The sequence below is a fragment of the Plantibacter sp. PA-3-X8 genome (genome assembly GCF_003856975.1).
In the GTDB taxonomy this organism is placed as follows: domain Bacteria; phylum Actinomycetota; class Actinomycetes; order Actinomycetales; family Microbacteriaceae; genus Plantibacter; species Plantibacter auratus.
Genome location: NZ_CP033107.1, coordinates 1,399,010 through 1,420,829 on the forward strand (window position 1 = coordinate 1,399,010; position 21,820 = coordinate 1,420,829).

28 protein-coding genes are annotated in these 21,820 nt (G+C 70.6%); 15 read left to right on the forward strand and 13 right to left on the reverse strand.

What is annotated here, in order from left to right:
* Positions 1-43: 43 nt before the first annotated feature.
* Genes EAO79_RS06695 through EAO79_RS06705 form a run of 3 tightly spaced genes read right to left on the reverse strand, consistent with a single transcriptional unit; the run spans position 44 to position 2,954 of the window.
* Entirely contained in the window at positions 44-895 is an 852-nt protein-coding gene (locus tag EAO79_RS06695) for an ABC transporter ATP-binding protein (RefSeq protein WP_085512078.1), read from the reverse strand.
* Positions 892-1,947 carry an iron chelate uptake ABC transporter family permease subunit gene (locus EAO79_RS06700; protein WP_206428299.1) on the reverse strand — a complete coding sequence of 352 codons (1,056 nt, stop codon included), beginning with the start codon at positions 1,945-1,947 and terminating at the stop codon, positions 892-894. Before EAO79_RS06700 ends, EAO79_RS06695 begins: the two co-directional genes overlap by 4 nt.
* Positions 1,944-2,954 carry an iron ABC transporter permease gene (locus tag EAO79_RS06705; protein WP_124768466.1) on the reverse strand — a complete coding sequence of 337 codons (1,011 nt, stop codon included), beginning with the start codon at positions 2,952-2,954 and terminating at the stop codon, positions 1,944-1,946. Before EAO79_RS06705 ends, EAO79_RS06700 begins: the two co-directional genes overlap by 4 nt.
* A gap of 169 nt (positions 2,955-3,123) precedes the next feature.
* Between EAO79_RS06705 and EAO79_RS06710 the strand changes: the two genes are divergently transcribed.
* Both EAO79_RS06710 and EAO79_RS06715 read left to right on the forward strand, forming a co-directional pair.
* Positions 3,124-4,398 (forward strand): CaiB/BaiF CoA-transferase family protein, encoded by a 1,275-nt coding sequence (locus EAO79_RS06710; protein ID WP_124768467.1) that lies wholly within the window; start codon positions 3,124-3,126, stop codon positions 4,396-4,398.
* Positions 4,399-4,431: 33 nt separating this feature from the next.
* Complete coding sequence (locus tag EAO79_RS06715; protein WP_124768468.1) at positions 4,432-5,265, forward strand: MaoC family dehydratase N-terminal domain-containing protein; 834 nt, start codon at positions 4,432-4,434, stop codon at positions 5,263-5,265.
* A 121-nt stretch (positions 5,266-5,386) separates the two neighbouring features.
* Here EAO79_RS06715 and EAO79_RS06720 read toward each other — a convergent pair whose 3' ends face one another.
* The 3 genes from EAO79_RS06720 to EAO79_RS06730 all read right to left on the reverse strand — a co-directional run bounded on the left by EAO79_RS06720 (position 5,387) and on the right by EAO79_RS06730 (position 7,693).
* Positions 5,387-6,331: a PDR/VanB family oxidoreductase gene (locus EAO79_RS06720; protein WP_124768469.1), complete on the reverse strand. Its 945-nt coding sequence runs from the start codon at positions 6,329-6,331 to the stop codon at positions 5,387-5,389.
* A gap of 52 nt (positions 6,332-6,383) precedes the next feature.
* Positions 6,384-7,010 carry an MSMEG_1061 family FMN-dependent PPOX-type flavoprotein gene (locus tag EAO79_RS06725; protein ID WP_124768470.1) on the reverse strand — a complete coding sequence of 209 codons (627 nt, stop codon included), beginning with the start codon at positions 7,008-7,010 and terminating at the stop codon, positions 6,384-6,386.
* Positions 7,011-7,135: 125 nt separating this feature from the next.
* A complete protein-coding gene (locus EAO79_RS06730) occupies positions 7,136-7,693 on the reverse strand; it encodes a TetR/AcrR family transcriptional regulator (protein WP_206428300.1) in 558 nt (185 codons plus the stop codon).
* 171 nt (positions 7,694-7,864) lie between these two features.
* Between EAO79_RS06730 and EAO79_RS06735 the strand changes: the two genes are divergently transcribed.
* Positions 7,865-8,869, forward strand: coding sequence for an SDR family NAD(P)-dependent oxidoreductase (locus EAO79_RS06735; protein WP_124768472.1), 1,005 nt, complete (start codon positions 7,865-7,867; stop codon positions 8,867-8,869).
* Between the two features lie 257 nt (positions 8,870-9,126).
* Here the strand turns inward: EAO79_RS06735 and EAO79_RS06740 are convergent, their stop codons facing one another.
* The gene (locus tag EAO79_RS06740; protein WP_164486911.1) at positions 9,127-10,323 is read right to left on the reverse strand and encodes an ROK family transcriptional regulator; all 1,197 of its coding nucleotides are present in this window, start codon (positions 10,321-10,323) and stop codon (positions 9,127-9,129) included.
* A 117-nt stretch (positions 10,324-10,440) separates the two neighbouring features.
* Here EAO79_RS06740 and EAO79_RS06745 point away from each other — a divergent pair, with 117 nt between their 5' ends.
* From EAO79_RS06745 to EAO79_RS06755, 3 genes are all read left to right on the forward strand, one after another.
* Positions 10,441-11,577 (forward strand): Gfo/Idh/MocA family protein, encoded by a 1,137-nt coding sequence (locus EAO79_RS06745; RefSeq protein ID WP_124768474.1) that lies wholly within the window; start codon positions 10,441-10,443, stop codon positions 11,575-11,577.
* Positions 11,574-12,320 (forward strand): ThuA domain-containing protein, encoded by a 747-nt coding sequence (locus tag EAO79_RS06750; protein WP_206428301.1) that lies wholly within the window; start codon positions 11,574-11,576, stop codon positions 12,318-12,320. The genes EAO79_RS06745 and EAO79_RS06750 overlap by 4 nt, the downstream gene beginning before the upstream one ends.
* A gap of 102 nt (positions 12,321-12,422) precedes the next feature.
* On the forward strand, positions 12,423-12,689 hold the full coding sequence (locus EAO79_RS06755) for a Rho termination factor N-terminal domain-containing protein (RefSeq protein WP_124768475.1): 267 nt from the start codon (positions 12,423-12,425) through the stop codon (positions 12,687-12,689).
* A gap of 22 nt (positions 12,690-12,711) precedes the next feature.
* On the opposite strand, the gene EAO79_RS06760 is transcribed toward EAO79_RS06755, so the two are convergent.
* Entirely contained in the window at positions 12,712-13,029 is a 318-nt protein-coding gene (locus EAO79_RS06760) for a hypothetical protein (RefSeq protein WP_124768476.1), read from the reverse strand.
* Positions 13,030-13,280: 251 nt separating this feature from the next.
* Here EAO79_RS06760 and EAO79_RS06765 point away from each other — a divergent pair, with 251 nt between their 5' ends.
* Both EAO79_RS06765 and EAO79_RS19040 read left to right on the forward strand, forming a co-directional pair.
* Positions 13,281-13,562 carry a hypothetical protein gene (locus EAO79_RS06765; protein WP_124768477.1) on the forward strand — a complete coding sequence of 94 codons (282 nt, stop codon included), beginning with the start codon at positions 13,281-13,283 and terminating at the stop codon, positions 13,560-13,562.
* A gap of 60 nt (positions 13,563-13,622) precedes the next feature.
* Positions 13,623-13,790: a hypothetical protein gene (locus EAO79_RS19040; protein WP_164486912.1), complete on the forward strand. Its 168-nt coding sequence runs from the start codon at positions 13,623-13,625 to the stop codon at positions 13,788-13,790.
* A gap of 67 nt (positions 13,791-13,857) precedes the next feature.
* On the opposite strand, the gene EAO79_RS06770 is transcribed toward EAO79_RS19040, so the two are convergent.
* Positions 13,858-14,058, reverse strand: a complete 201-nt coding sequence (locus EAO79_RS06770) for a hypothetical protein (protein ID WP_085512068.1) — start codon at positions 14,056-14,058, stop codon at positions 13,858-13,860.
* Positions 14,059-14,160: 102 nt separating this feature from the next.
* Between EAO79_RS06770 and EAO79_RS06775 the strand changes: the two genes are divergently transcribed.
* Positions 14,161-14,502: a hypothetical protein gene (locus EAO79_RS06775; protein ID WP_124768478.1), complete on the forward strand. Its 342-nt coding sequence runs from the start codon at positions 14,161-14,163 to the stop codon at positions 14,500-14,502.
* Between the two features lie 28 nt (positions 14,503-14,530).
* Here the strand turns inward: EAO79_RS06775 and EAO79_RS06780 are convergent, their stop codons facing one another.
* Both EAO79_RS06780 and EAO79_RS06785 read right to left on the reverse strand, forming a co-directional pair.
* Positions 14,531-14,836, reverse strand: coding sequence for an ATP-dependent DNA ligase (locus EAO79_RS06780; protein WP_086472938.1), 306 nt, complete (start codon positions 14,834-14,836; stop codon positions 14,531-14,533).
* A gap of 160 nt (positions 14,837-14,996) precedes the next feature.
* Complete coding sequence (locus tag EAO79_RS06785) at positions 14,997-15,197, reverse strand: DUF2795 domain-containing protein (protein ID WP_161578564.1); 201 nt, start codon at positions 15,195-15,197, stop codon at positions 14,997-14,999.
* 183 nt (positions 15,198-15,380) lie between these two features.
* On the opposite strand from EAO79_RS06785, the gene EAO79_RS06790 reads away from it, so the two are divergent.
* On the forward strand, positions 15,381-16,043 hold the full coding sequence (locus EAO79_RS06790) for a dihydrofolate reductase family protein (protein WP_124768480.1): 663 nt from the start codon (positions 15,381-15,383) through the stop codon (positions 16,041-16,043).
* A 27-nt stretch (positions 16,044-16,070) separates the two neighbouring features.
* On the opposite strand, the gene EAO79_RS06795 is transcribed toward EAO79_RS06790, so the two are convergent.
* Positions 16,071-16,811: a GAF and ANTAR domain-containing protein gene (locus tag EAO79_RS06795; RefSeq protein WP_124768481.1), complete on the reverse strand. Its 741-nt coding sequence runs from the start codon at positions 16,809-16,811 to the stop codon at positions 16,071-16,073.
* Positions 16,808-17,512 carry a GAF and ANTAR domain-containing protein gene (locus tag EAO79_RS06800; RefSeq protein WP_124768482.1) on the reverse strand — a complete coding sequence of 235 codons (705 nt, stop codon included), beginning with the start codon at positions 17,510-17,512 and terminating at the stop codon, positions 16,808-16,810. The genes EAO79_RS06795 and EAO79_RS06800 overlap by 4 nt, the downstream gene beginning before the upstream one ends.
* 208 nt (positions 17,513-17,720) lie before the next feature.
* On the opposite strand from EAO79_RS06800, the gene EAO79_RS06805 reads away from it, so the two are divergent.
* Genes EAO79_RS06805 through EAO79_RS06825 form a run of 5 tightly spaced genes read left to right on the forward strand, consistent with a single transcriptional unit; the run spans position 17,721 to position 21,800 of the window.
* Positions 17,721-18,719 carry an SDR family oxidoreductase gene (locus EAO79_RS06805; protein WP_124768483.1) on the forward strand — a complete coding sequence of 333 codons (999 nt, stop codon included), beginning with the start codon at positions 17,721-17,723 and terminating at the stop codon, positions 18,717-18,719.
* A 5-nt stretch (positions 18,720-18,724) separates the two neighbouring features.
* Positions 18,725-20,203: an NAD(P)/FAD-dependent oxidoreductase gene (locus tag EAO79_RS06810; protein WP_124768484.1), complete on the forward strand. Its 1,479-nt coding sequence runs from the start codon at positions 18,725-18,727 to the stop codon at positions 20,201-20,203.
* Positions 20,204-20,236: 33 nt separating this feature from the next.
* Complete coding sequence (locus tag EAO79_RS06815) at positions 20,237-20,818, forward strand: SRPBCC family protein (protein ID WP_124768485.1); 582 nt, start codon at positions 20,237-20,239, stop codon at positions 20,816-20,818.
* Between the two features lie 12 nt (positions 20,819-20,830).
* Complete coding sequence (locus tag EAO79_RS06820) at positions 20,831-21,337, forward strand: DUF6328 family protein (protein WP_124768486.1); 507 nt, start codon at positions 20,831-20,833, stop codon at positions 21,335-21,337.
* Between the two features lie 40 nt (positions 21,338-21,377).
* The gene (locus EAO79_RS06825) at positions 21,378-21,800 is read left to right on the forward strand and encodes an HIT family protein (protein ID WP_124768487.1); all 423 of its coding nucleotides are present in this window, start codon (positions 21,378-21,380) and stop codon (positions 21,798-21,800) included.
* Positions 21,801-21,820 lie beyond the last annotated feature (20 nt).

Sequence of the window (21,820 nt, forward strand, 5' to 3'; positions counted from 1 at the left end):
AACCTAAGTCACGAAACGATATCGGAATGCCCGATCGCCCGGATCACTCCGCGTCGAGGGCGATCGCGTCGTCGGGGTCGACGGGCACGATGAGCGGCGAGCCGCTGCTCGGGTCGGGGATGACGATGGCGTCGAGGTCGAACGCCTCCCGGAGCACGGCCGGGGTGAGGACCTCCCAGGGTGTCCCGTCGGCGATGACCCGGCCGCCGCCCACGACGACGAGCCGGTCGGAGTACCGGCCGGCGAGGGTGAGGTCGTGCAGGACCATGACGACCGTCGCGCCGCGCTCGCGGTTGATCGACCGCACGAGTCGGAGGACGTCGAGCTGGTGGCTGAGGTCGAGGAAGGTCGTCGGCTCGTCGAGCAGGATCGTGGGGGCACGCTGCGCGAGCACCAGGGCGATCCAAGCGCGCTGCAGCTGCCCGCCCGACAGGGAGGCCGTGTCGCGGTCGGCGAGCGTCTCGAGACCGGTGGCGGCGAGCGCCTCGTCGACGGCGATCGTGTCGGCGGGCGTCCACGGCTTGAGGAGGCTCTGGTGCGGGTGCCGTCCCCGCGAGACGAGGTCGCGGACGGTCGTCGCCGACGGCGTCAGTGGCTTCTGCGGCAGGATCGCCAGGCGGCGCGCGACCTCGCGGGTCGGGATCGAGCGGACGCCGCGACCGTCGAGCTCGACCGTGCCGGCGGTCGGGGTGAGCAGGCGGCCGAACGCCTTCAGCAGGGTCGACTTGCCGCAGCCGTTGGCGCCGATGAGCGTCGTGACCTCGCCCGTCTCGATGCGGAGGTCCAGTCCCTCGAAGACCACCGTCTGGTCGTAGGCCAGGGAGACGCCCCTCGCCTCGAGGGCGGGCGTCGGGCGTTCCTTCACGAGCGAGGGGGTCGTGGCGGGGTCGGTCATGCGGAGGTCTCCCGTTCCTTGCGGCGCGTCAGCAACCAGATGAGATAGGGCGCGCCGACGATCGCGGTGATGATGCCCACCGGGATCTCGCCCGGCAGGACGCCGCGGACGAGTGCGTCGCCGCCCGTCACGATGACGGCGCCGAGCAGCGCGGAGGCGAGCAGCGGCGGGCGACCGGTGCGGGCGAGGCGGCGGGCGATCTGCGGAGCGACGAAGGCGACGAACTCGATCGGCCCCGCGGCGGACACGGCTGCGGCGACGAGCAGGACCGCGCACGCGATGACGACGATCCGATGCCGCTGGACGGCGACGCCGAGGCCGGCCGACAACTCGTCACCGAGCTGGCTGATGTCGAGGCTGCTCGTCTGCAGGACCGCGATCGGCGTCAGAATCACCAGCGCGACGAGCACCGGCCACACGCTCGACCAGGAGATGCCCGAGAGGCTGCCGACGAGCCACTGCGCAGCCGCTGCCGCCTCGGTGATCTGCGCCCGGGCGATGAGGTAGCTCGTGATGCCGCCAAGGGTCGCGGTGGCTCCGATGCCGATGAGGATGAGTCGGAAGCTGTCGACCCCGCCGCGCCAGGACAACGCGTAGACGGCGGCCGAGGTGACGAGCGCGCCGATCGCCGCCATGGCGGGCAGGCCGAGACTGAGCGCGCCGGCGCCGACGGAGTAGCTGCCGCCGACGAGCACGATCGCGGCAACGGCCCCGAGCGCGGCACCCGAGGTCACGCCGAGGATGTCCGGGGTCGCGAGCGGGTTGCGGGCGAAGGTCTGGGTCAGGGCCCCGGCGAGTCCCAGGGACGCGCCGACGAGGAGACCGCCGACGACCCGGGGGAGGCGGAGCTCGAACACGATGAGTTCCTGACCACCGGTCCCGCCGCCGAGCAGCGTGGTGATGACGTCGGGGATCGTCAGGGATGACGAGCCGGCGACGATCCCGAGCAGGGCGAACGCCAGGGCCACGACGAGGCAGGCGATCGTGACGCCGACGACCCGACCTCGCCACAGACGGCCGAAGAAGCGGCTGCCCTCCCGCACGGCGCTCACAGCTCCGCCATCCGTCCGCGGCGCACGATGGCGATGAAGGCGACCCCACCCACGACGGTGAGGACGACACCCACCGGCACCTCGGCGGTGCCACCGATGAGGCGACCGATCACGTCGCACGCGAGCAGCACGCTCCCGCCGACGAGTCCCGAGGCGGGGAGCAGCCAGCCGTGATGCCCGCCCACGAGCGTGCGGGCGATGTGCGGCGCGGTGAGTCCGACGAAGGCGATCGGGCCGGTCAAGGCGACGGCGGCGGCCGTGAGCAGGGTGATCGCGGCGAGCCCCACGAGTCGCGCGCGGATGAGGTTCTCGCCGAGCCCGTTCGCCAGCTCGGTCCCGAGCGCCAGGGCGTTCAACGAGCGGATGTTGGCCACCGCGAACACGAGGCCGAGCCCGGCGAAGACGAGGGCCGCGTCGACGCCCGTGAGCGATCGGCCGGACAGTGAACCGACCACCCAGATGCGATAGGCGGCGAGGGTCGTCTCGTCGGACAGCACGAGGTACGAGGTCAGGGCGACGAGGAGGGCCGAGACGGCGGTGCCGGCGATCGCGAGCGGGACGGGACTCGAGAGTCCGCGGCCGAGTGCGGCGACGGAGAACACGATGACGCTGGCGACGGTGGCGCCGAGCAGAGCGAGCCAGAGCGTCGTGACCACCGAGCTCGTGCCGAGCACGTAGACCCCGACGACGACCGCGAGACTCGCGCCGGCGGAGACGCCGAACAGGCCGGGGTCGGCGAGCGGGTTGCGGGTCTGCCCCTGCATGACGGCACCGGCGATCCCGAGGCAGACGCCGACGAGGACGCCGAGCACCGTGCGCGGCACCCGCGACCCCCACACGACGGCGCCGGTGTCCTGGGTGGGGTCGAACAGTGCGGTGAGGACGGCCACGGGACTGATGAGGTTGCTACCGAGCATCAGACTCGCGAGGGCGACGACGAGGAGCACGGCGGCCAGTGTGCCGACGGCGAGCGCGCGTCTCGATCGGAGGAGGGACGCGCTGCGCATGGAGTTAGCCTAGCCTCACCTATCCCGGTCGCGATGCACACCCGACGTCGTCAGTGACGGACGGGCGGTCCATGGATCGGCGCCGGAGGTGTGGGGTTCACCCATGGGTGAGGCCTCCATCGCCCGATACCGTTGACCGGTACGGAGTACAGCGATCAGGAGGACACGCATGGCCGAGCAGCCGTCGACCGGAGCCGACACCGAAGCGGTCCTCGCCGCCACGGAACGACTCGCCGTCCCGCCGGGCTCGCTCGAGGGCGTGGTGGTCCTCGACCTCTCCCGCGTCCTCGCCGGCCCCTACGCAGCGTCGATGCTCGCCGACCTCGGCGCGACCGTCATCAAGATCGAGAACCCGAACGACCCCGACGTCTCCCGGGGCTTCCCGCCCTACCTGCGCGACGGCGACGAGGAGTTCAGCGGCTACTACGGCCAGTACAACCGCGGCAAGTTCGGCCTCGCGCTCGACCTCGCGAGCGACGCCGGCAAGGAGGTGCTGCGCGACCTCGTCGCGAGCGCCGACATCCTCGTCGAGAACTTCCGACCAGGGACGATGGCGAAGCTCGGCCTGCCGTACGAGGCGCTCGCCGCCATCAACCCGAAGCTCGTGTACACCGCGATCTCCGGCTACGGGCAGACGGGTTCCCGGAGCCGCCGTCCGGCGTTCGACAACACGGCGCAGGCCGCCGGCGGGCTCTGGTCCATGAACGGCTACGCGGACCAGCCGCCCGTGCGCGTCGGCGTCACGATCGGGGACCTCTCCGCCACGATGTTCGGCGTCATCGGCACCCTCGCCGCGCTCCGGCACGCCGAGCGCACCGGCGTCGGGCAGCTCGTCGACGTCGCCCAGGTCGACAGCATCATCGCGATGACCGAGACCGCCGTCGTCGACTACACCGTCGACGGGACGGTCGCCTCGCCGTCCGGCAATGAACACGCCTGGGTCCGGCCCTACGAGCTGTTCCCCTGTGCCGACGGACAGGTGTTCTTCGGCGCGTACACCGACAAGCTCTGGAAGGCGAGCTGCGAGCTGTTCGGCACACCCGAGGCGATCGCCGACCCCGAGATCGACACCATGCGCAAGCGCTTCGACGAGGAGGTCTACGCCCGACGCGTCAAGCCGCTCGTCGTCTCCTGGTTCGCAGACCGCACCCGCGCCGAGCTCGAGGAACTGGCCGGCGACGTCGTCCCGCTCACCGCCGTGAAGACCATCGGCGAGGTCGTCGACGACCCCGGGACCGCCGAACGCGACATGGTCGTCGAGACCGACTACGGTTCCTTCGGCACCCTCCGCTCCTTCGGCCAACCGATCAAACTGAGCGCGACCCCCGCGACCACCGACCGCCCCGCGAACCACATGGGCGAACACGCGGACGACGTGCTCACGGCGCTCGCCGGGTACGACGCGGATCGCATCGCCCGGTTGCGGGCCGACGGGGTGATCTGAGTGGCGCCGACCGAACCCGAGCAGTCAGCGCCGGTGGAACGGACGGAGCAGCTGGACCTGCGCCCCGCCTCCTGGTACCGCAGCACCTTCGCGACCGCGGCACCGGAACCGGTCCTCGGAGAGGGGCTCCCCGCCGGCTGGGAGGGCGTCCACTTCCCGTTCGAGACGCCGTTCGCGCAGCTCCGGGAGGACGGCTCACCGGCGGAGGACGGCGTGCTGCCGGTCATCGACCTGCCGCGCCGCATGTACGCGGGGGAGGACACCGAGTTCCTGTCGCCCCTCCGCTACGGCGACGTGGTGACGCAGCGCACGAGCCTCGGTTCGCTCGTCGAGAAGCAGGGGCGGGCCGGACGGCTCGTCTTCGCCGACCTCGTGCGGGAGTACCTCGTCGACGGCGAGGTCGCCGTCCGCAGCACCTGGCACGACGTGTTCCTCGAGGCGCAGCCCGCGGTGCCCTCCCCACGGACGGCGGCACCCGAGGTGGCCGCCGAGGACGCGCTCGATCCCGACGCCGGAGCCGACTGGGCCGTGACCCGGTCACTCGACTCCCGCCAGCTGTTCCGCTTCTCGGCCGTGACGGGCAACACGCACCGCATCCACTACGACCGCCAGTGGGCGCGTGAGGTCGAGGGGCTCGACGACCTCCTCGTGCACGGTCCGCTCACCCGCATCCTGGTGCTCGACGCCCTCACCGCGAACGCCGGTGATCGGCGACTCGCGTCGGTCCGGTTCCGGGCGAAGGCGCCGGTGCTCGTCGACACTTCGTTCCGCATCGCGGGAACGGACGGCCCGGAGGGCACCTCGGTCGTCGTGCGTGCCGCCGACGGCACGGTCCTGGCCTCGGCGGACGCCACCTGGCGCCCCTGACTACCGCGGTGCCTTCCTCCGGTCACTGAGCCCTCTTCCATCGGTCACTGAGCTTGTCGAAGTGCCGACGGGGTGCACCGCCCTTCGACAGGCTCAGGAACCGGGATCGCTGCCGCCCCGGCTACGCGTCGATCACGAGGGTCGGCGTCAGCGACCGCGACACGCAGGGGTACATGATCATCGAGGCGTCGTCGCTCGTCAGGGAGTCGCGATGCTCCGGCGTCCCGTCCACCACCTGCACCGCACAGGAGCCGCAGACGCCGCGCATGCACGACCCGGCGACACCGACCCGCGCGGCCTGCATCGCCTGCAGCATCGTCTGCCCGGCGGGAACCTCGACGGTCCGCTCCGACCTCGCGCACTCGACAGTGAACGCCGTGTTCGGCAGGTAGGAGCGGGGCTTGGGCTCGAACCGCTCGAGGTGCAACCGGCAGTCCTCGGGCAGTGTCTCGGCCAGGTTCGTGAGGGTGTCGGTGAACCCGCGCGGCCCGCAGGCCGACACGTCGGTGCCCGGCTCGAGTCCCGCGAGGAGGCCGGCCAGGTCGAGTCGGCCGCTCTCCGCGCTGACATGGATCCGCACGCGGTCACCCAAGGCTTCGAGCTCCGGCGCGAACGCGATGTCCTCGCGCGTGCGTACCGCGTAGACGAGGGTCCAGTCGGCGTCGCCTGCGGCCAACCGCCTCGCCATCGAGAGCAGCGGCGTGATCCCGATGCCGGCCGCGAGCAGCAGGTGCCGCTTCGCGTCCGAGAGCGGGAACAGGTTTCGCGGCGGCCGGATGAACACCTTCCGACCGACCTTGAGGAAGTTGTGGATGTAGTGCGAGGCACCCCGCGAGTGCTCCTCCCGCAGGACGGCGATCCGGTACCGGTATTCGTCCGCCGGATCACCGCAGAGCGAGTACTGCCGTTCGTGGCGGGTGATGAGCTGCAGGTCGATGTGCGCTCCGGGGTCCCACGGCGGGAGCCGGCGACCCTCCGGATCGGCGAGCACGACGCTGACGATCGTCGGCGTCTCGCGCACGATCTCCTGGACGATGAGCGGGGTCATGCCCGCGCGGTTGCGCATCAGGAATCCCTCGTGCTTCCAGTCATCAGTACAGGCTCGTTGCTTCCAGCCATCAGTACAGGCTCTGGTTCCCGACGGCGACCGCCTCGTCGATGGCGTCGCCGACCTCGGTGCTGAGGCCCGACATGCTCGCCCAGATCCGACCCGCACTCGGCACCTCGGCCGCGAGCTCCTGCATCTCGGCGTCCCACAGCCCGCCGCGGAGGAGTGCCCGCCCGCAGTGCAGGTAGACCTCCTCGGTGCGCACGACGATCGCGAGCTGCGGCGTCACGTGGTCCTGCTCGAGCATGGCCATCAGCGCCGCGTCGTCGGTGACGGTCGCCTTGCCGTTGATCCGGAGGGTCTCGCTCATCCCGGGGACGAAGCACAGCATGCCGATGTGGCCGTTCTGGACGATGTTCTGCAGGGAGTCGGCCAGTCGGTTGCCGAGGCGCTCCGGGATCACGAGCGTGCGGGTGTCGAGCGCCCGGACGAACCCGGGGTAGTCCCCGCGCGGGGAGTTGTCGCACCGGCCGTCGGCGTCGGACGTCGCGATGGTGCAGAACGGCGAGTGGGCGAGGAAGGCGAGGCAGTTCTCGTCGAGCTCGTCCATGATCTTGGCCGTCGCCGCGGGATCCGGTTCGCCGAGGGACCGACGGATTGTGTCGACGTCGATCGACGCGAACGCGCTGGCCTGCATGGCGGACCCCTTCTCTGTCCCTCCGACCCTACGGTCGTCCCACGCGCGCCTCAATGGGCTGTCGGCACACGGTTCGCGTGTGTCCTGTGCCACCGACCCAGCCGCATCGATCCTTCCGCCCCGGTTCATCGGCCGAACGAGCGGCGGAACATCGCCTTCGCGCGCGCCGCGGTGTCGGCTCGATGGGAATCGGGGATGCGGGTGAGGGTCGCCCCCACCATCGAGATCGCCATGAGGATGTCGTCGGGCTCGACGTGGTCGGCGATGCGATGCGCAGCCAGTTCCTTGGCATGCAGGGCGTGGGCGAGGCGGTCGAGGCGGGTGCCGAGTGCGATCACACGGGGGTCGTCGCCCTCGCCGAGGATCGCCTCGACGAAGGGCGAGGTGACGAGTGCCTGGTCGATCACGACGTCGAGCAGGGTGTCGAGGGTCGCCGCGGGCAGCCCGGTGTGCTCCTCCAGCTCGCCGACGTTCTCGTCGAGCACTGCGAGCGCGAGGGAGAGTCGGTCGGGGAAGTGCCGGTACAGGCTTCCTTGTCCGACGCCCGCCCGCTTCGCGACCGCGCTGAGGGGAGCACTGAAGCCGTCCGCGGCGAAGACCTGACGCGCTGCGGCGATGAGCGCACGGCGGTTCTCGGGTCCCGCGCTCGGGCCTCGGTTCGGCTTCGGGGGCGTGGACGACATCCCGGTAGCGTAACGCCGCGCGACCGGTCCGGTGGACCCGGCTGGGAGCCGACCGTGAGGGCTGGCGGCCGCGCCATGGACGGCGTAACGTGTACCGGACAATGATGTCCGGTATGGATCGAAGCCCATACGATCCGCCGCTCATCGTCCTCCCGATACCGAAGGAACCCCATGAGCGCCCTCACCGCCAACACCCCGATCGCCGCGTGGCTCGCCGACCCCACCGGTGGACCGCTCATCCGCGGTCTCCTCACCCAGCTGGGCACCGAGGAGTCGCAGCTCGCCCCGATCTCGGGCCTCCCGCTCCAGCAGCTCGTCGCCCTGAGCCAGGGCAAGCTGCCCCAGTCGCTCATCGACGAGCTCGTCCTCGCCGCGAACGACGGTGTCGCACCCGTCGACGACGCGCCTCAGGGGTGGCAGGAGCGCATCACCGTCGGTCGGTTCGCCGGCAAGACCGTGATCGTCACCGGTGCCGCTTCCGGCATCGGCCGTGCCACGGCATCCCGCGTCGCGCGCGAGGGCGGCCGGGTCGTGGCCGTGGACCTCTTCGAGGACAAGCTCGCCGACCTCGCCTCGAGCCTGCCGGACGCCGACCTCGTGACGGTCGCCGGCGACATCACGAAGCAGGACGACATCGACGCGATCGTCGCCGCGGCGGGGGAACGGATCGACGCGCTCGCCAACGTCGCCGGCATCAACGACGACTTCTCCCCGCTCCACGAGACCTCCGACGCGACCTGGGAGCGGGTGATGGGCGTGAACGTCACCGGCGCCTTCAAGCTGACCCGGGCCGTGCTGCCGTCGATGGTCGCGGCCGGATCCGGTTCGGTCGTCAACATCGCGTCCGAGGCCGGGCTTCGTGGCAACGCCTCGGGGAACGCCTACACGACCTCGAAGCACGCGGTCGTCGGCATGACCAAGAGCGCCGCCTTCATGTACGGACCGCACGGCGTCCGGGTCAACGCGGTCGCTCCGGGTGGTGTCGCCACGGGCATCCCCTTCCCGCCGAACGTCTCCGAGGCGGGTTCGGCGCGGCTCGAACCGTTCCAGGCGGCGATCCCGACGATCGCGACCGCGGAGCAGCTCGCGGCGTCCATCACCTTCCTGCTGAGCGACGACGGCGTCAACGTCAACGGCGTCATCCTGCCGTCCGACGGCGGATGGTCGGTCCAGTAGCCGTCGAGGCGCAGAACTTCAGTGATTGTTAAGAACGGCGATTCTTAACGACCGTTCGGGGCGGGATGAACGCGTTTCTGCTGCGAATCTTGAAGCACACGGGCCGCTCTGCGTCGCCCGTCCCCTGCGAACGGTCTGAACGAGTACGGCCGGAACGACCGTTCGCACAGCGGCGAAACCGCGCACAGGGCCCCACCGATCTTGGCGGAAGGTGGGGCCCTGCGCCGTGTCCGGGCTGCCCTGCGCCGGGTGTGGTCTCAGCGCGGGATCGCGGCGGCGAAGCGCCACGGCTGGGAGCGGATCGTCGCGACGGCCCGGGTGATCGCACCGAGGGCGACGACGTCCGCGCCGAGTCGCGAGGCCCGCACGATCGGCGTCGGGGCGTAAGTCCCCTCGTCGAGCCAGGTCTGAGCAGCGACGATGACGGGGGAGGCGACGCGGGCCACGCCTCCGGCGACGACGACCTCGTCCACGTCGAGCAGGCTGCCGAGCAGGACGCACACCCGCCCGAGGCGCTCCCCGAGACGTTCGACGAGTCTGCCGGCGTAGGCGTCGCCCGAGGCTGCGGCGTCGATGATGCGGCCGACGTCGAGGGTACCGATCGGCATCCGGGCGAGCGGGGAGGCCGCCGGAACCGCACCGGATCGCTGATCCTCTTCCAGCCACGACCGTGCCGCACCGTCGAGGCCCTCAGGCGAACCGACGCCCTCGACCATGCCGAGCACGCGGAGTTCGCCTGCGCCGCCGGCCCCGCCGTGCAGCAGCACGCCGTCGACGATGAGTCCCGCGCCGAAGCTCGCCTCGGCCAGGAGGACGGCGATGGACTCGCGTGCCACCTCCCCGAGGGCGCGCTCAGCCGTGGCTGCGAGATTGGCGTCGTTCTCGAGCACGACGTCGCCCCAGGGGCCGAGGCGGCTCGCGAAGTCGGGGTTCATCCTGGCCCAGTAGTCGTGATCGCCGCGCGGTGAGCGGCCGTGCGCGTCCACCGGTGCCGGGACGCCGACGGCGGTCACGAGCACCTGTCCCGGGGTCGCGCCGGCCTGCGCGGTCGCCTCCTCGACGACGGTCCGTGCGGTCGCGAGGCGGAGGTCTGGGTCTTCGTCGCCGCCCACGATGGGGCGTTCGGCCCGGCCGACGACCTCACCACGGAGCGTCGCGACGAGTGCTGCGACCCGGTGCTGCCCCACGTCGAGTCCGACCACGAACGCGGTGTCCGCGGCGAGTTCGTAGCGCCTGGCGGGTCGTCCCCGCCGGTAGTCACCGGCGGCCCGGGCGTCGTCGAGCTCACGGATCCAGCCGCGGTCGGCGAGTGCATCGCAGGCGTTCAGCACGGTGGCACGGGTCAGACCGGTCCCGTCCATGACGTCACTCGCCGTGAACGCACCATGGTCGAAGGCGTAGGCGGCGACGAGTTCGACGCTCGCCCTGCCCGTCTCGATCCCCGGTTCCGCCATGGGGCGACTGTAGCAGGGTTGCATTACTAGATATGGCCGCTATATTTAGTGGCGAAGGTCGACCACCGCCGGTCACGACAGTGCTCGGCTCCGCACCCCGAAAGGAACCGTCCGAGCATGAGCACCAGTACCGCCCCGACATCATCAGACGCTCCGGACCTCCGGGTCGGCGTCATCGGCCTCGGCTTCGCCGGGACCACGCACCTGGACGCCTTCACCGCGCTCCCCGGTGCCACCGTCGTCGCCCTGTCCGGCCAGGAACCGGCGCGCCTCGCCGAGCTGGCCGAGAGCCGTGGGGTCCCCGAGACCTACGCCGACTGGGAGGACCTCGTCGCCCGCGACGACCTCGACATCGTCTCGATCGGCGTCCCGAATGCCCTGCACCACCCGATCGCCGTGGCCGCGCTCCGCAGCGGCAAGCACGTCTTCTGCGAGAAGCCGCTCGCCACGACCGCCGACCTCGCCGCCGAGATGGTCGAGGCCGCGACCGCCGCCGACCGCGTCCTCGAGGTCGCGTACAACCACCGCCGTCGTGCTGACGTCGCCTACCTCGCGCGCTACCTCGCCGAGGAGCCGATCGGTCGCGTCTACCACTCGCGTGCCTCCTGGCTCCGTCGACAGGGCGTGCCCGGCATCGACTCCTGGTTCACGAACAAGGCTGCTGCCGGTGGCGGGCCGCTCATCGACCTCGGCTCCCACGTGCTCGACATCGCGCTGTCGCTCCTCGGCGAGCCGCGCGTGACGCACGTCTCGGCCGTCGCGTACAACGAGCTCGGCCGCGCCGGTCGCGGTGGCTCCTCCGGCGGTGGTCCGGTCTCGAGCCGGTCCACGCACGCCTTCGACGTCGAGGACTTCGCGTCCGCCCTCCTGCGTTTCGAGGACGGCGGCAGCCTGCACCTCGAGGCGTCCTGGGCGTCCTACTCGAAGGCCCACGAGGACATCTCGGTCGAGCTCCTCGGCTCGGAGGGCGGCGTCCGCCTCCACGTCGACAACTACAACACCGAGGGGACCGTCACGATCTACCGCGACGTCGCCGGTGCGCCGACGATCGAACGACCCGCAGTCCAGGTCCCGGCCGGCCACCACCAGTCGGTCATCGCGGAGTTCCTCGACACCATCCGCGCGGGCGAGACCGCCGGCGGTGAGCTCCGGTTCGCCGGTCACCACGGCGAGTACGCCCTGCACCGCAGCCGCGTCATCGACGCCGCCTACGCCTCGGCCGCCGCCGGGCACGAACTGGAGGTCCCCGCATGAGCACCACGACACCGATCCGCATCCGCGTCTGGAACGAGTTCGTCCACGAGTCCCGCGGTGACACCGTGGTGCTCGGCCACTACCCCGACGGCATCCACGCCGTGATCGCGGCGGGCCTCGAGGAGTCGCTCGGCGACGCCGTGTCCGTCTCGACCGCGACCCTCCAGGATCCCGAGCACGGTCTCACCGAGGAGGTCCTCGCGAACACCGACGTCCTCTTCTGGTGGGGGCACATCGCCCACGACCAGGTCTCCGACGAGGTCGTCGAGCGGGTCGTGCGCCACGTCCACGCCGGTATGGGCATCGTCGTGCTGCACTCCGGGCACTACTCGCGGGTCTTCCAGCGGCTGATGGGCACGAGCTGCGCCCTCAAGTGGCGGAACGACGGCGAGCGAGAGCTCGTCTGGACGGTGCTCCCGGACCATCCCATCGCGCAGGGTGTGCCGCACCCGATCGTCATCGACCGCCAGGAGATGTACGGCGAGCAGTTCGACATCCCGCGTCCCGACGAGGAGGTGTTCCTCTCCACCTTCGCCGGCGGCGAGGTGTTCCGGTCAGGTGTCGCCTACCACCGCGGTCGCGGGCGCGTGTTCTACTTCTCGCCGGGCGACCAGGAGTACCCGGTCTACCACCACCCCGACATCCGTCGAGTGCTGGCGAACGCGGCCCAGTGGGCGCGCCCGACGATCGAGCGCACACCGCCGACCGCGGACCAGCACCCGAGGGACTGGTTCCTGAACTAGCGCGTCCGTGTCCCTGACACCAGCCCCTCCACCGATCCGTCGGGCAGCGAGAGGCTGGTGGCAGGCCGATCGGCCGACCACCGGACGATGAGGGAGGACGACATGCCCGGGAAGCAGAACCCGTCACTGAAGGACCCCGAGCTCTACGAGAAGCTCCGCGACGACGGAGCGTCGAAGGGCAAGGCCGCTCGGATCTCGAACGCCGCCGCGAAGGAGGGGCGCTCGACGATCGGGGAGAAGGGCGGCGAGGCCGGGTCCTACGAGGACTGGACGGCCGCGCAGCTCCGTGAGCGCGCAAAGGAGATCGGTCTGACCGGCTACTCCGGCAAGCGGAAGAGCGAACTCATCTCGATGCTCCGCGACAGCTGAACAGGCGGCGCGATCGCCCGGGCTACTTCGCCTGGGCGGTCGCGTCGTCGCCGGTCGTCGCGTGCACGACGACCTCGCCAGTGTTCGCCTCGTGCATGAAGCCTTCGAGCAGTGCGCGGTCCATTTCGCCGACCTCGTCGGAGTCGAAGGAGAACTGCAGGGCGATCGCCGGGTGCAGCCAGAGCGTCGTGCGTCCGTCGCTGGTGGAGTCTTGTCGGATCGTGAGCGCGAACGACTCGTTCCGCCTGAGCTTCATGAGCGCGATCGTCTTGACATGGGCGAGCGTTCGATCGTCGAGCCGAACGCGTGCATCGCCGGTGCCGTAGACCAGTTGTCCCATGGGATCCCTCGACTTCCGACCCCTGCGATGGCCGACGACGCGAGCGGCCGACTGCTGTGCGCATCCCGACGGGGTCCGGGCCGGTGAAGCGCTCTCTCAGGATACGAGACATTCTTGGCGCGCGCCCGATTATCCACAAGGCGATGACTGTTCGCCGACGCGCATTGTCCGCTGCCCGAGCCATCCGCGCAATGGCCCGGGCGCCCCCATCTCTGCGCGCTAGCGTGGCACACCTGAGAAAGGGGCTGACGATGGGATTCCTTCGCCTCGGTGCGCTCCGATCACAGGTCGACGACCAGACGCTCGCCCAACTGGAACGCGTGATCCTCACCCGCATGCTCGGCGAGCGCTCGTTCCGACTGCAGCTCCACCGTGGGCGCTTCCAATCGTCCGAGCCGGTCACCGTGTCGCCCGAGCAGCCGATCGTCTTCGCGTTCGACGCGGAGTTCGAGCCACCGATCGACGAGCGCATGGCCGCCGAGATGCTCGAGGAGATCGAGATCACGGGCGGATTGCACTTCGTCGTCGCCTGACCAGCAGCAGACCGACACCAGTACCACATCGAAACCACCACCACAGGAAGCAGGAGCGACATGAGCGACTTCACCGGAGCAGACGCATTGGGTACGGACCCGGACATGGTGGTCGGCACGCCGCCCACCGAGGTCCCGGACGAGTCGACGGATGAGGACACGGCGGACGAGCCGGACGTGCTCGAGCAGCCGGACACGGCGCCGTTGGAGGACCCCGACGCTCGCTGACCCCGTCAGACGTGGAAGCGCCGCCGACCCTCGGGTCGGCGGCGCTTCCACGTGCAGCGGGCGGGGCTCAGCCCTGCTCGGTGTCCTCGGGGTCCGCGCCCGGCCGCACGGCCGCGTCGTCGCGGATGTCGATCCGGGTCACGCCGTCGCCCTGGTCGGTGACGTCGATGCGGGGAGCCGCGTCGGCTTCGGTCGCGTTCGGGGCGGTCGTCAGCTGGTCGTGGCGGTTCTCGTCGTGCGTGTTGGGAGTCTGGTCGCTGTCGGTCATGCCCAGACGATAGCGCACGGGCGCGTGGTGCCTCCGGTATACCTTCCGGGTTGCGGATGCAAGGTCTGCCGGTCCGGCCGCTTCGGTTCCCAGAATGGTCGTATGAGGAAGTTGCACTACGCCAGCGGCTATCTGTTGATGGCTGACCAGACCTGCAAGGCGCTGCTCCGGTATGCGCGGGCCCTCTCCCAGAGCGGTGAGTCCGACATCGTGATGGTCCCGACCATCTCGGAAGGCGGCAGCCTGGGATACGCCCACCTCCTCATCGGACCGGCAAGCCAACTGTTCTCGACGCCCGTCGAGAACGCCTCGGAGGAACCGTTCGACGAACAGACCATCGTCGAACTCGAACAACGGACCGCCGAGCTGCAACCGGCGCGACCGGAGTGGGCGACGGAACTCACGGACATCGACGACCTGGAGTTCGACGAACGTTCGAGGTGAGCGGGACCGGAGACCCTGTCGGCGAGGTTCAGATGCGCGGACCCGGCTCCGGCACGAGGACGAGGCCCTGGTTCGAGTCGGCGCTGACCGCGAGCGCATCGAGCCAGGCACGGTTGAGTTCGACCGGCACGCTGCCCGCGTACTTGAAGCGGAGGGACATCGCCGGGTGCAGCCAGATCGTCGTCCGGCCGTCGCCCGACCGCGGATCGTCCTTCCACCCGAAGTAGAACGCTTCGCCGCGACGCAACTTCGCACCGATGACCTGTTGCAGGTGGGCGAGGACCCGGTCGTCGAACGTCACCGACACGTCTGCGTCGTAGATCATCTTGCCCATGGGTTCTCCTGCTCCGCTCTCCGGTTTCCACCGTAGGCCCGGTCCTGTGGAAGCACCACGTTCCCCGAGGGGGTTGCGAACCGGCGCGAGTCACCGGACCTGACACGCAGAAGCGGCATCGGCGCGATGCCGGTGCCGCTCAGCGGTGGTGCGCGATCGCTCAGACGCTGATCGGCAGCGCCTCCGCGATCGAGGTGCGGTGCAGGACGTCCCAGCGGCTGGTGTAGCTGCGCTCGGGGAGTGAGCGGAGCGCCTCGACCAGGTGGGGCGGGAGCAGGTCGCGGCGGGCCTCACGCGTCAGGTCGCTGGGGCGGCAGGGGTACTCCATGCCGCGTAGGAATTCGTCGAGCTCGGTGAACACGAGCATCTCCTCTCTGGGCGCGTCGTGGCACCCGATGTCAGGCGGGCCGGCTGCGTCGACCGGTCGTCAGACCGCCGTGCCCTCCTTCGAGTGTCGTTCCCGTTCGGCCGTTCGGCGCGCTCTTGCCTTTCCGTCGTCGAGCTGCTACTCGACGGGCCCGGACGTTCGGACTAGCGTGTGCCCATGACGACGCTCCGGGTCCACAATCTCGCCGTCTCGCTCGACGGGTTCGCCACGGGCGAGGGCCAGTCCTTCGAGACCCCCTTCGGCCACGCCCAGCACCGGCTCATGCAGTGGTTCTTCCCGACCCGCACCTTCGTGTCCATGAGCGGGCACGAGGACGAAGCGGTCGGCGCGGGGACGCGTGGGGTGGACGACGCGTTCGCAGCGGCCACCGGTGACCGCATCGGCGTCGAGATCATGGGCCGGCGCAAGTTCGGTCCGCAGCTCGGACCGTGGGAGGACGAGAGTTGGCGGGGATGGTGGGGCGAGGAACCGCCGTTCCACACGCCGGTCGTCGTGCTGACCCACCATGAACGCCCGGACCTGGTGGTCGGTGAGACGACGTTCCTCTTCCGTGACCTGTCCGCCGTCGACGCGTTGTCGTTCGCGACGTCGCTCGCCGACGGACTCGACGTCCGTCTCGGCGGAGGACCGACGACGGTCCGCCAGTTCCTCGCGGCCGACCTCGTCGACCATCTCCATGTGGTCGTCGTCCCGATCCTGCTCGGTCGTGGGGTGCGGCTCTGGGACGGGCTCGAAGGCCTCGAGGAGCGGTTCACGGTCGAGGTGACCGCATCACCGAGTGGCGTCGTGCATTATGTGTTCGCGCGGAAGCCGCGCTGAAGGTCGACCGGGGCCGGTGACCGGGCCTCAGAGCTCGAGGCGTCGCTCCACGATGTCGCGGGCGACGTCGGCCAGGGCACGACGTCCGCCGCGAGCGTGCTTCCGGATGCGCTCGAAGGCCTCTTCGACCGAGATCGCGGCGGTGTAGGCGACGACGCCCTTCGCCTGCTCGATGACGACCCTGGACTGCAGCGCGGACTCCAGCTGCTCGCGGGTCGCGTCACTCTCGCGGAGGGTCCGCTCGTGCAGGATCCCGATGGTCGCGACGTCGGCCATCGCCTGTGCGGCCTGGGACTCGAACCGGTCGAGGGCTTCCGGAGTCGTGCGGAACAGGTTGAGGGTGCCGATGGTGGTCCGGCGGAGTCGCAGCGGGAAGGCATGAGCCGACCGGAATCCCGCGGTCGCCGCGACCTCGGCGAATCTCGGCCAGTCGGCTGCGACCGCGGCGATCTCGGGGATCGACACCGGCGTCGCATCACGGAAGCTGTCGATGCAGGGGCCTTCGTCCGCGCTCAGCTGGATAAGTTCGACGAGCTTCCCGGACTCGCTCGTCGACGCGATCAGTTCGAGATCACCGTTCGGGTCGGCCAGGAGGATGCCCGAGGCCTGGACGTCGAGGAGGTCCACGGTCGCGTCGACGAGGGTCTGGAGCAGGTCGACGACGTCGTACTCGTCCACCAGGGTGTCGGCGAGCGTCGCGAACACGTCGAGGAGGGCGGTCGAGTGACGGAGCTCGGAGCCGGTCCCGTCGTCGCCGCGCGCGCTCATCGCTCGTCTTCGATCGTGTCGTCGCGCAGCACGTAGCCGGTGCGACGTTCGAGGATGTCCTCGGCGACGTCCGACATCGAGCGGTTCTGGGCGAAGGCCTGAGCTTGGATCAGCAGGTGGGCGTCGTCGGGCGTGAGGCCGAGTTGCGCGATCACGAACCCGGTCGCCTGATGGATCCGTCGTCGGGCGTGGGGCTTCAGCTGCGTCGTGTCGGGAAGGCTCGCGAGTTCGAGGGTGCGTCGGAGCACGTACCGGCTGAGCGGGCGGGTGAGGGACATCATGTCCTCGACCGCCTGCGCGTCCAGCGTGCGCTCCTCGGTGTCGTACAGCTCGACCGCGCCCACCTGGAGCGGCCCGACGCGGAGGGGGAAGGCGAAGATGGAGCCGACCGCGTGGTCGCGGATCGCCTCGGTGAACGACGGCCAGGAGTCGTAGCCGTTCCGCTTGACGGCCTCCTCGAGCACCGGGCGGCCGCTGCCGACGGCGTCCCAGCAGGGGCCCTCGGAGAGGTCGAACTGCAGCTCGTCGATGAGCGCGATCTGCTCGTCGCTCGCGGCGATCGTCTCGGGGCTCAGGGTGTCGCCGAGCGTCGCGATCGAGACGCCGCTGAGGGGCATGAGCCGGAGGATCGGCTCCACCAGCTGGTCGTCCTCGTCGACCCGGTCGAGTGCGCTGTACACGATGGCGAAGGTGTCGCTCATGTCCGCATTCCTTCCGGGCTCAAGGGTGGTCTCCGCTCATCGTACGGCTATCCCGCTGCGATCGCCGGGTGGCGATCCGTCCTGCCTGGGAAAGCAAGGGGCCGCCTTGGCGGGGTGGATTCGCCTAACGTGGCGTCATGCCTCTGACGACGACAACCTCTCCGCGCCCCTCCGCCCACCGGTCCGCAGCAACCGATCGGTCGGCGCGATGAGCCGCGGGGTCGCCGTCGTCACCGGCGGAACCGCAGGGCTCGGTCGTGCGACCGTCCGTGAACTCGCGAAGCGCGGCTGGGACGTCGCGGTGCTGGCGCGTGGCGAGGACGGACTCGATGCGACCATCGCCGAGGTCGAGCAGGCCGGGCGTCGTGCTCTCGCGGTGCCGACGGACGTCGCCGACCGGGAGGCCGTCGAGCAGGCGGCGGACCGGGTCGAGGCGGAACTCGGACCGATCGAGCTGTGGGTGAACTGCGCCATGGTCGGCGTCTTCGGGGACTTCCTCACGACCGAACCGGCGGACTTCGAGCGTGCCGTGGCGGTCAACTTCTTCGGCTTCGTCAACGGCACCAGGGCCGCCCTCTCGCGAATGACGCCGCGCGATCGTGGACACCTGATCCAGGTCGGTTCCGCCCTCGCCCACCGCGGCATCCCGCTGCAGGCCGCGTACTGCGGGTCCAAGTTCGGCGCCCGAGGCTTCACGGAGTCGGTGACCGCCGAACTGCTCCACGACGGCAGCAACGTCAAGCTCTCGACCGTGGACATGCCGGCGCTCAACACCATCCAGTTCAGCTGGGTGAAGTCGCAGCTGCCCGAGCACCCGCAGCCGGTGCCGCCGATCTACCAGCCCGAGGTCGGTGCGACCGCCATCGCCGACGTCGCAGACCGACCGAGGCGACGCACTTGGGTGGGGGAGTCCACCGTCGGCACGATCCTCGGCGACCGCTTCGCCGGAGGATTCCTCGACTGGTTCCTCGCCAGGACCGGGTACTCCGGCCAGCTCGCGCCGGACAAGCACGACCCGCGCATGCCCGACAACGTCTACACGCCCGCCCCCGGTGACCACGGCGCTCGTGGCGTGTTCAGCGACAAGGCCCACTCGTGGAGCCCGCAGACCTGGGCGATCCGCCACCGGCGGGCCGTGTACGCGACCGCCGCCGGCACCCTCGCAGCGGGTGTCGCCCTGGTGGCCGGCGCGGCGAAGCGGCGCTGAGCACGATGGCGCGGCGCGAGCAGTTCGACGCGGTGGTCGTCGGCGCGGGTCCCAACGGGCTTGCGGCCGCGGTGACCCTCGCCAGGGCCGGCCTGCACGTGCAGGTGGTCGAGCGGGGCGACACGATCGGTGGTGGTGCCAGGACCGCCGAGCTGACGTTGCCCGGCTTCCACCACGACATCTGCTCCGCAGTCCACCCGATGGCACTCGCCTCCGGGTTCTTCCGGTCCTTCGGCCTCGAGCGCCGTATCGACCTCGTCGTGCCGGAGATCTCCTACGCCCACCCGCTCGACGGTGGCCGGGCCGGGATCGCCTACCGCGACATCGACCGCACGGCCGACGCCCTCGGACGCGACGGCGAGGCCTGGCGCTCGCTCATGGGCCCGCTCGCCGCCGACGCCGACCGCGTCTCGCAGTTCACCGGTGGCAAGCTCCTGCAGGTGCCGCGCCACCCGGTCACGGTCGCGCGCTTCGGCCTCCGCGCGCTCGAGCAGGGCAGTCCCGCCTGGAACCTCCGGTTCCGTGAGGAGACCGCTCCGGCGATGCTCAGCGGTGTTGCCGCCCACTCCATCCGGCCGATGCCGAGCCTGTCCACCTCGGCCGCCGCCCTGTCGCTCGGCGCGTATGCGCACGCCCGCGGTTGGCCCATCCCCGTCGGCGGCAGCCAGGCGATCGTCGACGCGCTCGCGGCCGACCTGCTGGCCCACGGCGGTGAGATCGTCATCGGAACCGAGGTGCGCTCCATCGACGAACTGCCGTCCGCCCGCGCCGTCCTGTTCGACACGACGCCGAAGGCGCTCGCCGAGATCGCGGGCAGCCGACTGCCCGACGCGTACCTCCGTCGTCTCTCCCGGTTCCGCTACGGCGACGGCGTGGCCAAGGTCGACTTCGCGCTCTCGGGCCCCGTCCCGTGGACGAACCCGGAACTGGCCCGGGCCGGCACGCTCCACCTCGGCGGCACCCGCCCGGAGATCGCCGCGGCCGAGCGCGACGTCGCCCGCGGTCGGCACAGCGAGTCGCCCTACGTCCTCGTCTCGCAGCCCGACGTCGGCGATCCTGGTCGCGCTCCTGGTGACGCTCAGGTCCTCTGGGCGTACACGCACGTGCCGAGCGGGTCCGGTCTCGATCAGACCGAGGCGATCACCCGGCAGATCGAGCGGTTCGCGCCCGGGTTCCGTGACGTGATCCTGACGTCGGCGTCGATGACCGCCCGCGACATGGCGCGGTACAACCCGAACTACGTGCTCGGCGACATCGCGGCCGGCGCTGCGAGCTTCGCGCAGCTCGTCGCGCGTCCCGTGCTCTCGAACGACCCGTGGCGGACACCGACACCGGGGATCTTCCTCTGCTCCTCGTCGACTCCGCCCGGCCCTGGCGTCCACGGTCTCGCCGGCTGGCACGCCGCCCGCAGCGCCCTCCGCTCGGTCTTTGGCCGCGACCGCATGCCGTCGCTCGCGCCCGACCGACCGCGTCCGACCTCCTGACCTCGTCCCTGCTCCAGCGAAAGGAACACCACCGTGTCCCACACCACTCGGATCCTCGACTGCCCGCCCGACCGTGTCTTCGCCGTCCTCGCCGACGGCTGGCTTTTCCCGGCGTGGGTGGTCGGCGCGTCCCGCATGCGCGACGTCGGTGACCGGTGGCCACACGTGGGCGGGAAGCTGCACCACTCCTTCGGTGTCTGGCCGGCGGTGCTGAACGACGAGACGACCGTGCTCCAGTGGGATGCTCCGCACCGGTTCGTCATCCAGCCGAAGGGGTGGCCGCTCGGTGAGGCCCGCGTCGCGGTCGAAGTCGAGCCGCACGAGCGCGGGTGCATCGTCCACCTGCATGAGCACGCCGTCACAGGCCCTGGTGCGCTGATCCCGGTCTGGCTCCTCGACATCGGGCTGCACATCCGCAACATCGAGACGCTGCGCCGACTCGCCCACCTCGCCGAGGGCGGCGCCGGCGGCACCCACCTGGTCGAGGCGGCCGAGCCGACGGCCGAAGATCGGAAGCGCGCCGAGTTCCCGAAGCGATCGTTGTTCGCGCGGGCGGCGTCGGTCCTCGTCGTCGCCGTGCCGGTGGTCGCGGTGGCGCGCAAGCTCGCCCGCTGACGGTGTCCGGTCATGCCCGCCGCAAGTGATCCGGCCGACGCCCTGCCCGGGGACGGGCGAGACGAGACGCTGAACGAGCGATCCGACCGCAACTGGTCGGAGCTGCTGCAGGAGTTCCGTGTCCTGCAGACGGGCACGCAGATCCTCGCGGGCTTCCTGCTGACGCTGCCGTTCCAGCCGCGGTTCACCGAGCTCAGTGGATTCGATCATGTGCTGTACCTCGTCCTCGTGGTCCTGGCAGTGACGGTCACGCTCCTCGCGCTCGCCCCGGTGATCATGCACCGGTTGGTGTTCCGGCAGCTGGCGAAGCCACAGCTGGTGCGGCTGTCCAGCAGCATCCTCATGGTGTGTCTCGGGGCGGCGTCGCTGCTGTTCGCGGGGATCGTCCTGTTCGTCTTCGACTTCGTCGTGTCGCCCGCGGTCGGCTTGTGGGCGGGTGGGGTCGTGGTCGTCGTCATCGGGCTGGTGTGGATCGTCGGCCCGCGCCTGATCCGGGGTGCGCGCGACCGCGTGTCCTGAGGAGATCGACGCGCCCGCGGTGAGCCCCGAGAATGGGACGATGCCCGAAACCTGCACCTTCTGCCGCATCCTGCGTGACGAGCCCGCCGACGTCACCTGGGTGGAACGCGAGGACGAGGCGGTCGCTTTCCGGCCGTTGCCCGAGTCGGAGCTCGCGCCCGGCCACACCCTGGTGGTGCCGCGGGCGCACAGCGTCGGCCTGCTCGACGCCGATCCGCGAGCCCTGCAGGCGACGACCGCCCTCGCTCAGCGGGTGGGACGCGCGATGCGGGCGGCGCTCGGCGCGACCGGGGTCGTCGTGCTGAGTGCGTCCGGTGCCGATGCCGGGCAGAGCGTCCCCCACCTCCATCTCCACGTCGTGCCGTGCTGGGACGACGACGGGGTCACGTTCTGGCCCGAGGGTCGCTCGAAGCACCGGGTCGACGGCGACCCGCACGAGCTCCTCGCGGAGATGTTCGAGTAGCCGGAGATCGCTGCTCCTTG

Coding starts and splice junctions, on each gene's coding strand:
- EAO79_RS06695 (WP_085512078.1), bottom strand. CDS start 895: ATGACCGACCCCGCCACGACCCCCTCGCTCGTGAAGGAACGCCCGACG.
- EAO79_RS06705 (WP_124768466.1), bottom strand. CDS start 2,954: ATGCGCAGCGCGTCCCTCCTCCGATCGAGACGCGCGCTCGCCGTCGGC.
- EAO79_RS06710 (WP_124768467.1), top strand. CDS start 3,124: ATGGCCGAGCAGCCGTCGACCGGAGCCGACACCGAAGCGGTCCTCGCC.
- EAO79_RS06720 (WP_124768469.1), bottom strand. CDS start 6,331: ATGCGCAACCGCGCGGGCATGACCCCGCTCATCGTCCAGGAGATCGTG.
- EAO79_RS06725 (WP_124768470.1), bottom strand. CDS start 7,010: ATGCAGGCCAGCGCGTTCGCGTCGATCGACGTCGACACAATCCGTCGG.
- EAO79_RS06730 (WP_206428300.1), bottom strand. CDS start 7,693: ATGTCGTCCACGCCCCCGAAGCCGAACCGAGGCCCGAGCGCGGGACCC.
- EAO79_RS06735 (WP_124768472.1), top strand. CDS start 7,865: ATGAGCGCCCTCACCGCCAACACCCCGATCGCCGCGTGGCTCGCCGAC.
- EAO79_RS06740 (WP_164486911.1), bottom strand. CDS start 10,323: ATGGCGGAACCGGGGATCGAGACGGGCAGGGCGAGCGTCGAACTCGTC.
- EAO79_RS06745 (WP_124768474.1), top strand. CDS start 10,441: ATGAGCACCAGTACCGCCCCGACATCATCAGACGCTCCGGACCTCCGG.
- EAO79_RS06750 (WP_206428301.1), top strand. CDS start 11,574: ATGAGCACCACGACACCGATCCGCATCCGCGTCTGGAACGAGTTCGTC.
- EAO79_RS06755 (WP_124768475.1), top strand. CDS start 12,423: ATGCCCGGGAAGCAGAACCCGTCACTGAAGGACCCCGAGCTCTACGAG.
- EAO79_RS06760 (WP_124768476.1), bottom strand. CDS start 13,029: ATGGGACAACTGGTCTACGGCACCGGCGATGCACGCGTTCGGCTCGAC.
- EAO79_RS06765 (WP_124768477.1), top strand. CDS start 13,281: ATGGGATTCCTTCGCCTCGGTGCGCTCCGATCACAGGTCGACGACCAG.
- EAO79_RS19040 (WP_164486912.1), top strand. CDS start 13,623: ATGAGCGACTTCACCGGAGCAGACGCATTGGGTACGGACCCGGACATG.
- EAO79_RS06770 (WP_085512068.1), bottom strand. CDS start 14,058: ATGACCGACAGCGACCAGACTCCCAACACGCACGACGAGAACCGCCAC.
- EAO79_RS06775 (WP_124768478.1), top strand. CDS start 14,161: ATGAGGAAGTTGCACTACGCCAGCGGCTATCTGTTGATGGCTGACCAG.
- EAO79_RS06780 (WP_086472938.1), bottom strand. CDS start 14,836: ATGGGCAAGATGATCTACGACGCAGACGTGTCGGTGACGTTCGACGAC.
- EAO79_RS06790 (WP_124768480.1), top strand. CDS start 15,381: ATGACGACGCTCCGGGTCCACAATCTCGCCGTCTCGCTCGACGGGTTC.
- EAO79_RS06795 (WP_124768481.1), bottom strand. CDS start 16,811: ATGAGCGCGCGCGGCGACGACGGGACCGGCTCCGAGCTCCGTCACTCG.
- EAO79_RS06800 (WP_124768482.1), bottom strand. CDS start 17,512: ATGAGCGACACCTTCGCCATCGTGTACAGCGCACTCGACCGGGTCGAC.
- EAO79_RS06805 (WP_124768483.1), top strand. CDS start 17,721: ATGAGCCGCGGGGTCGCCGTCGTCACCGGCGGAACCGCAGGGCTCGGT.
- EAO79_RS06810 (WP_124768484.1), top strand. CDS start 18,725: ATGGCGCGGCGCGAGCAGTTCGACGCGGTGGTCGTCGGCGCGGGTCCC.
- EAO79_RS06820 (WP_124768486.1), top strand. CDS start 20,831: ATGCCCGCCGCAAGTGATCCGGCCGACGCCCTGCCCGGGGACGGGCGA.
- EAO79_RS06825 (WP_124768487.1), top strand. CDS start 21,378: ATGCCCGAAACCTGCACCTTCTGCCGCATCCTGCGTGACGAGCCCGCC.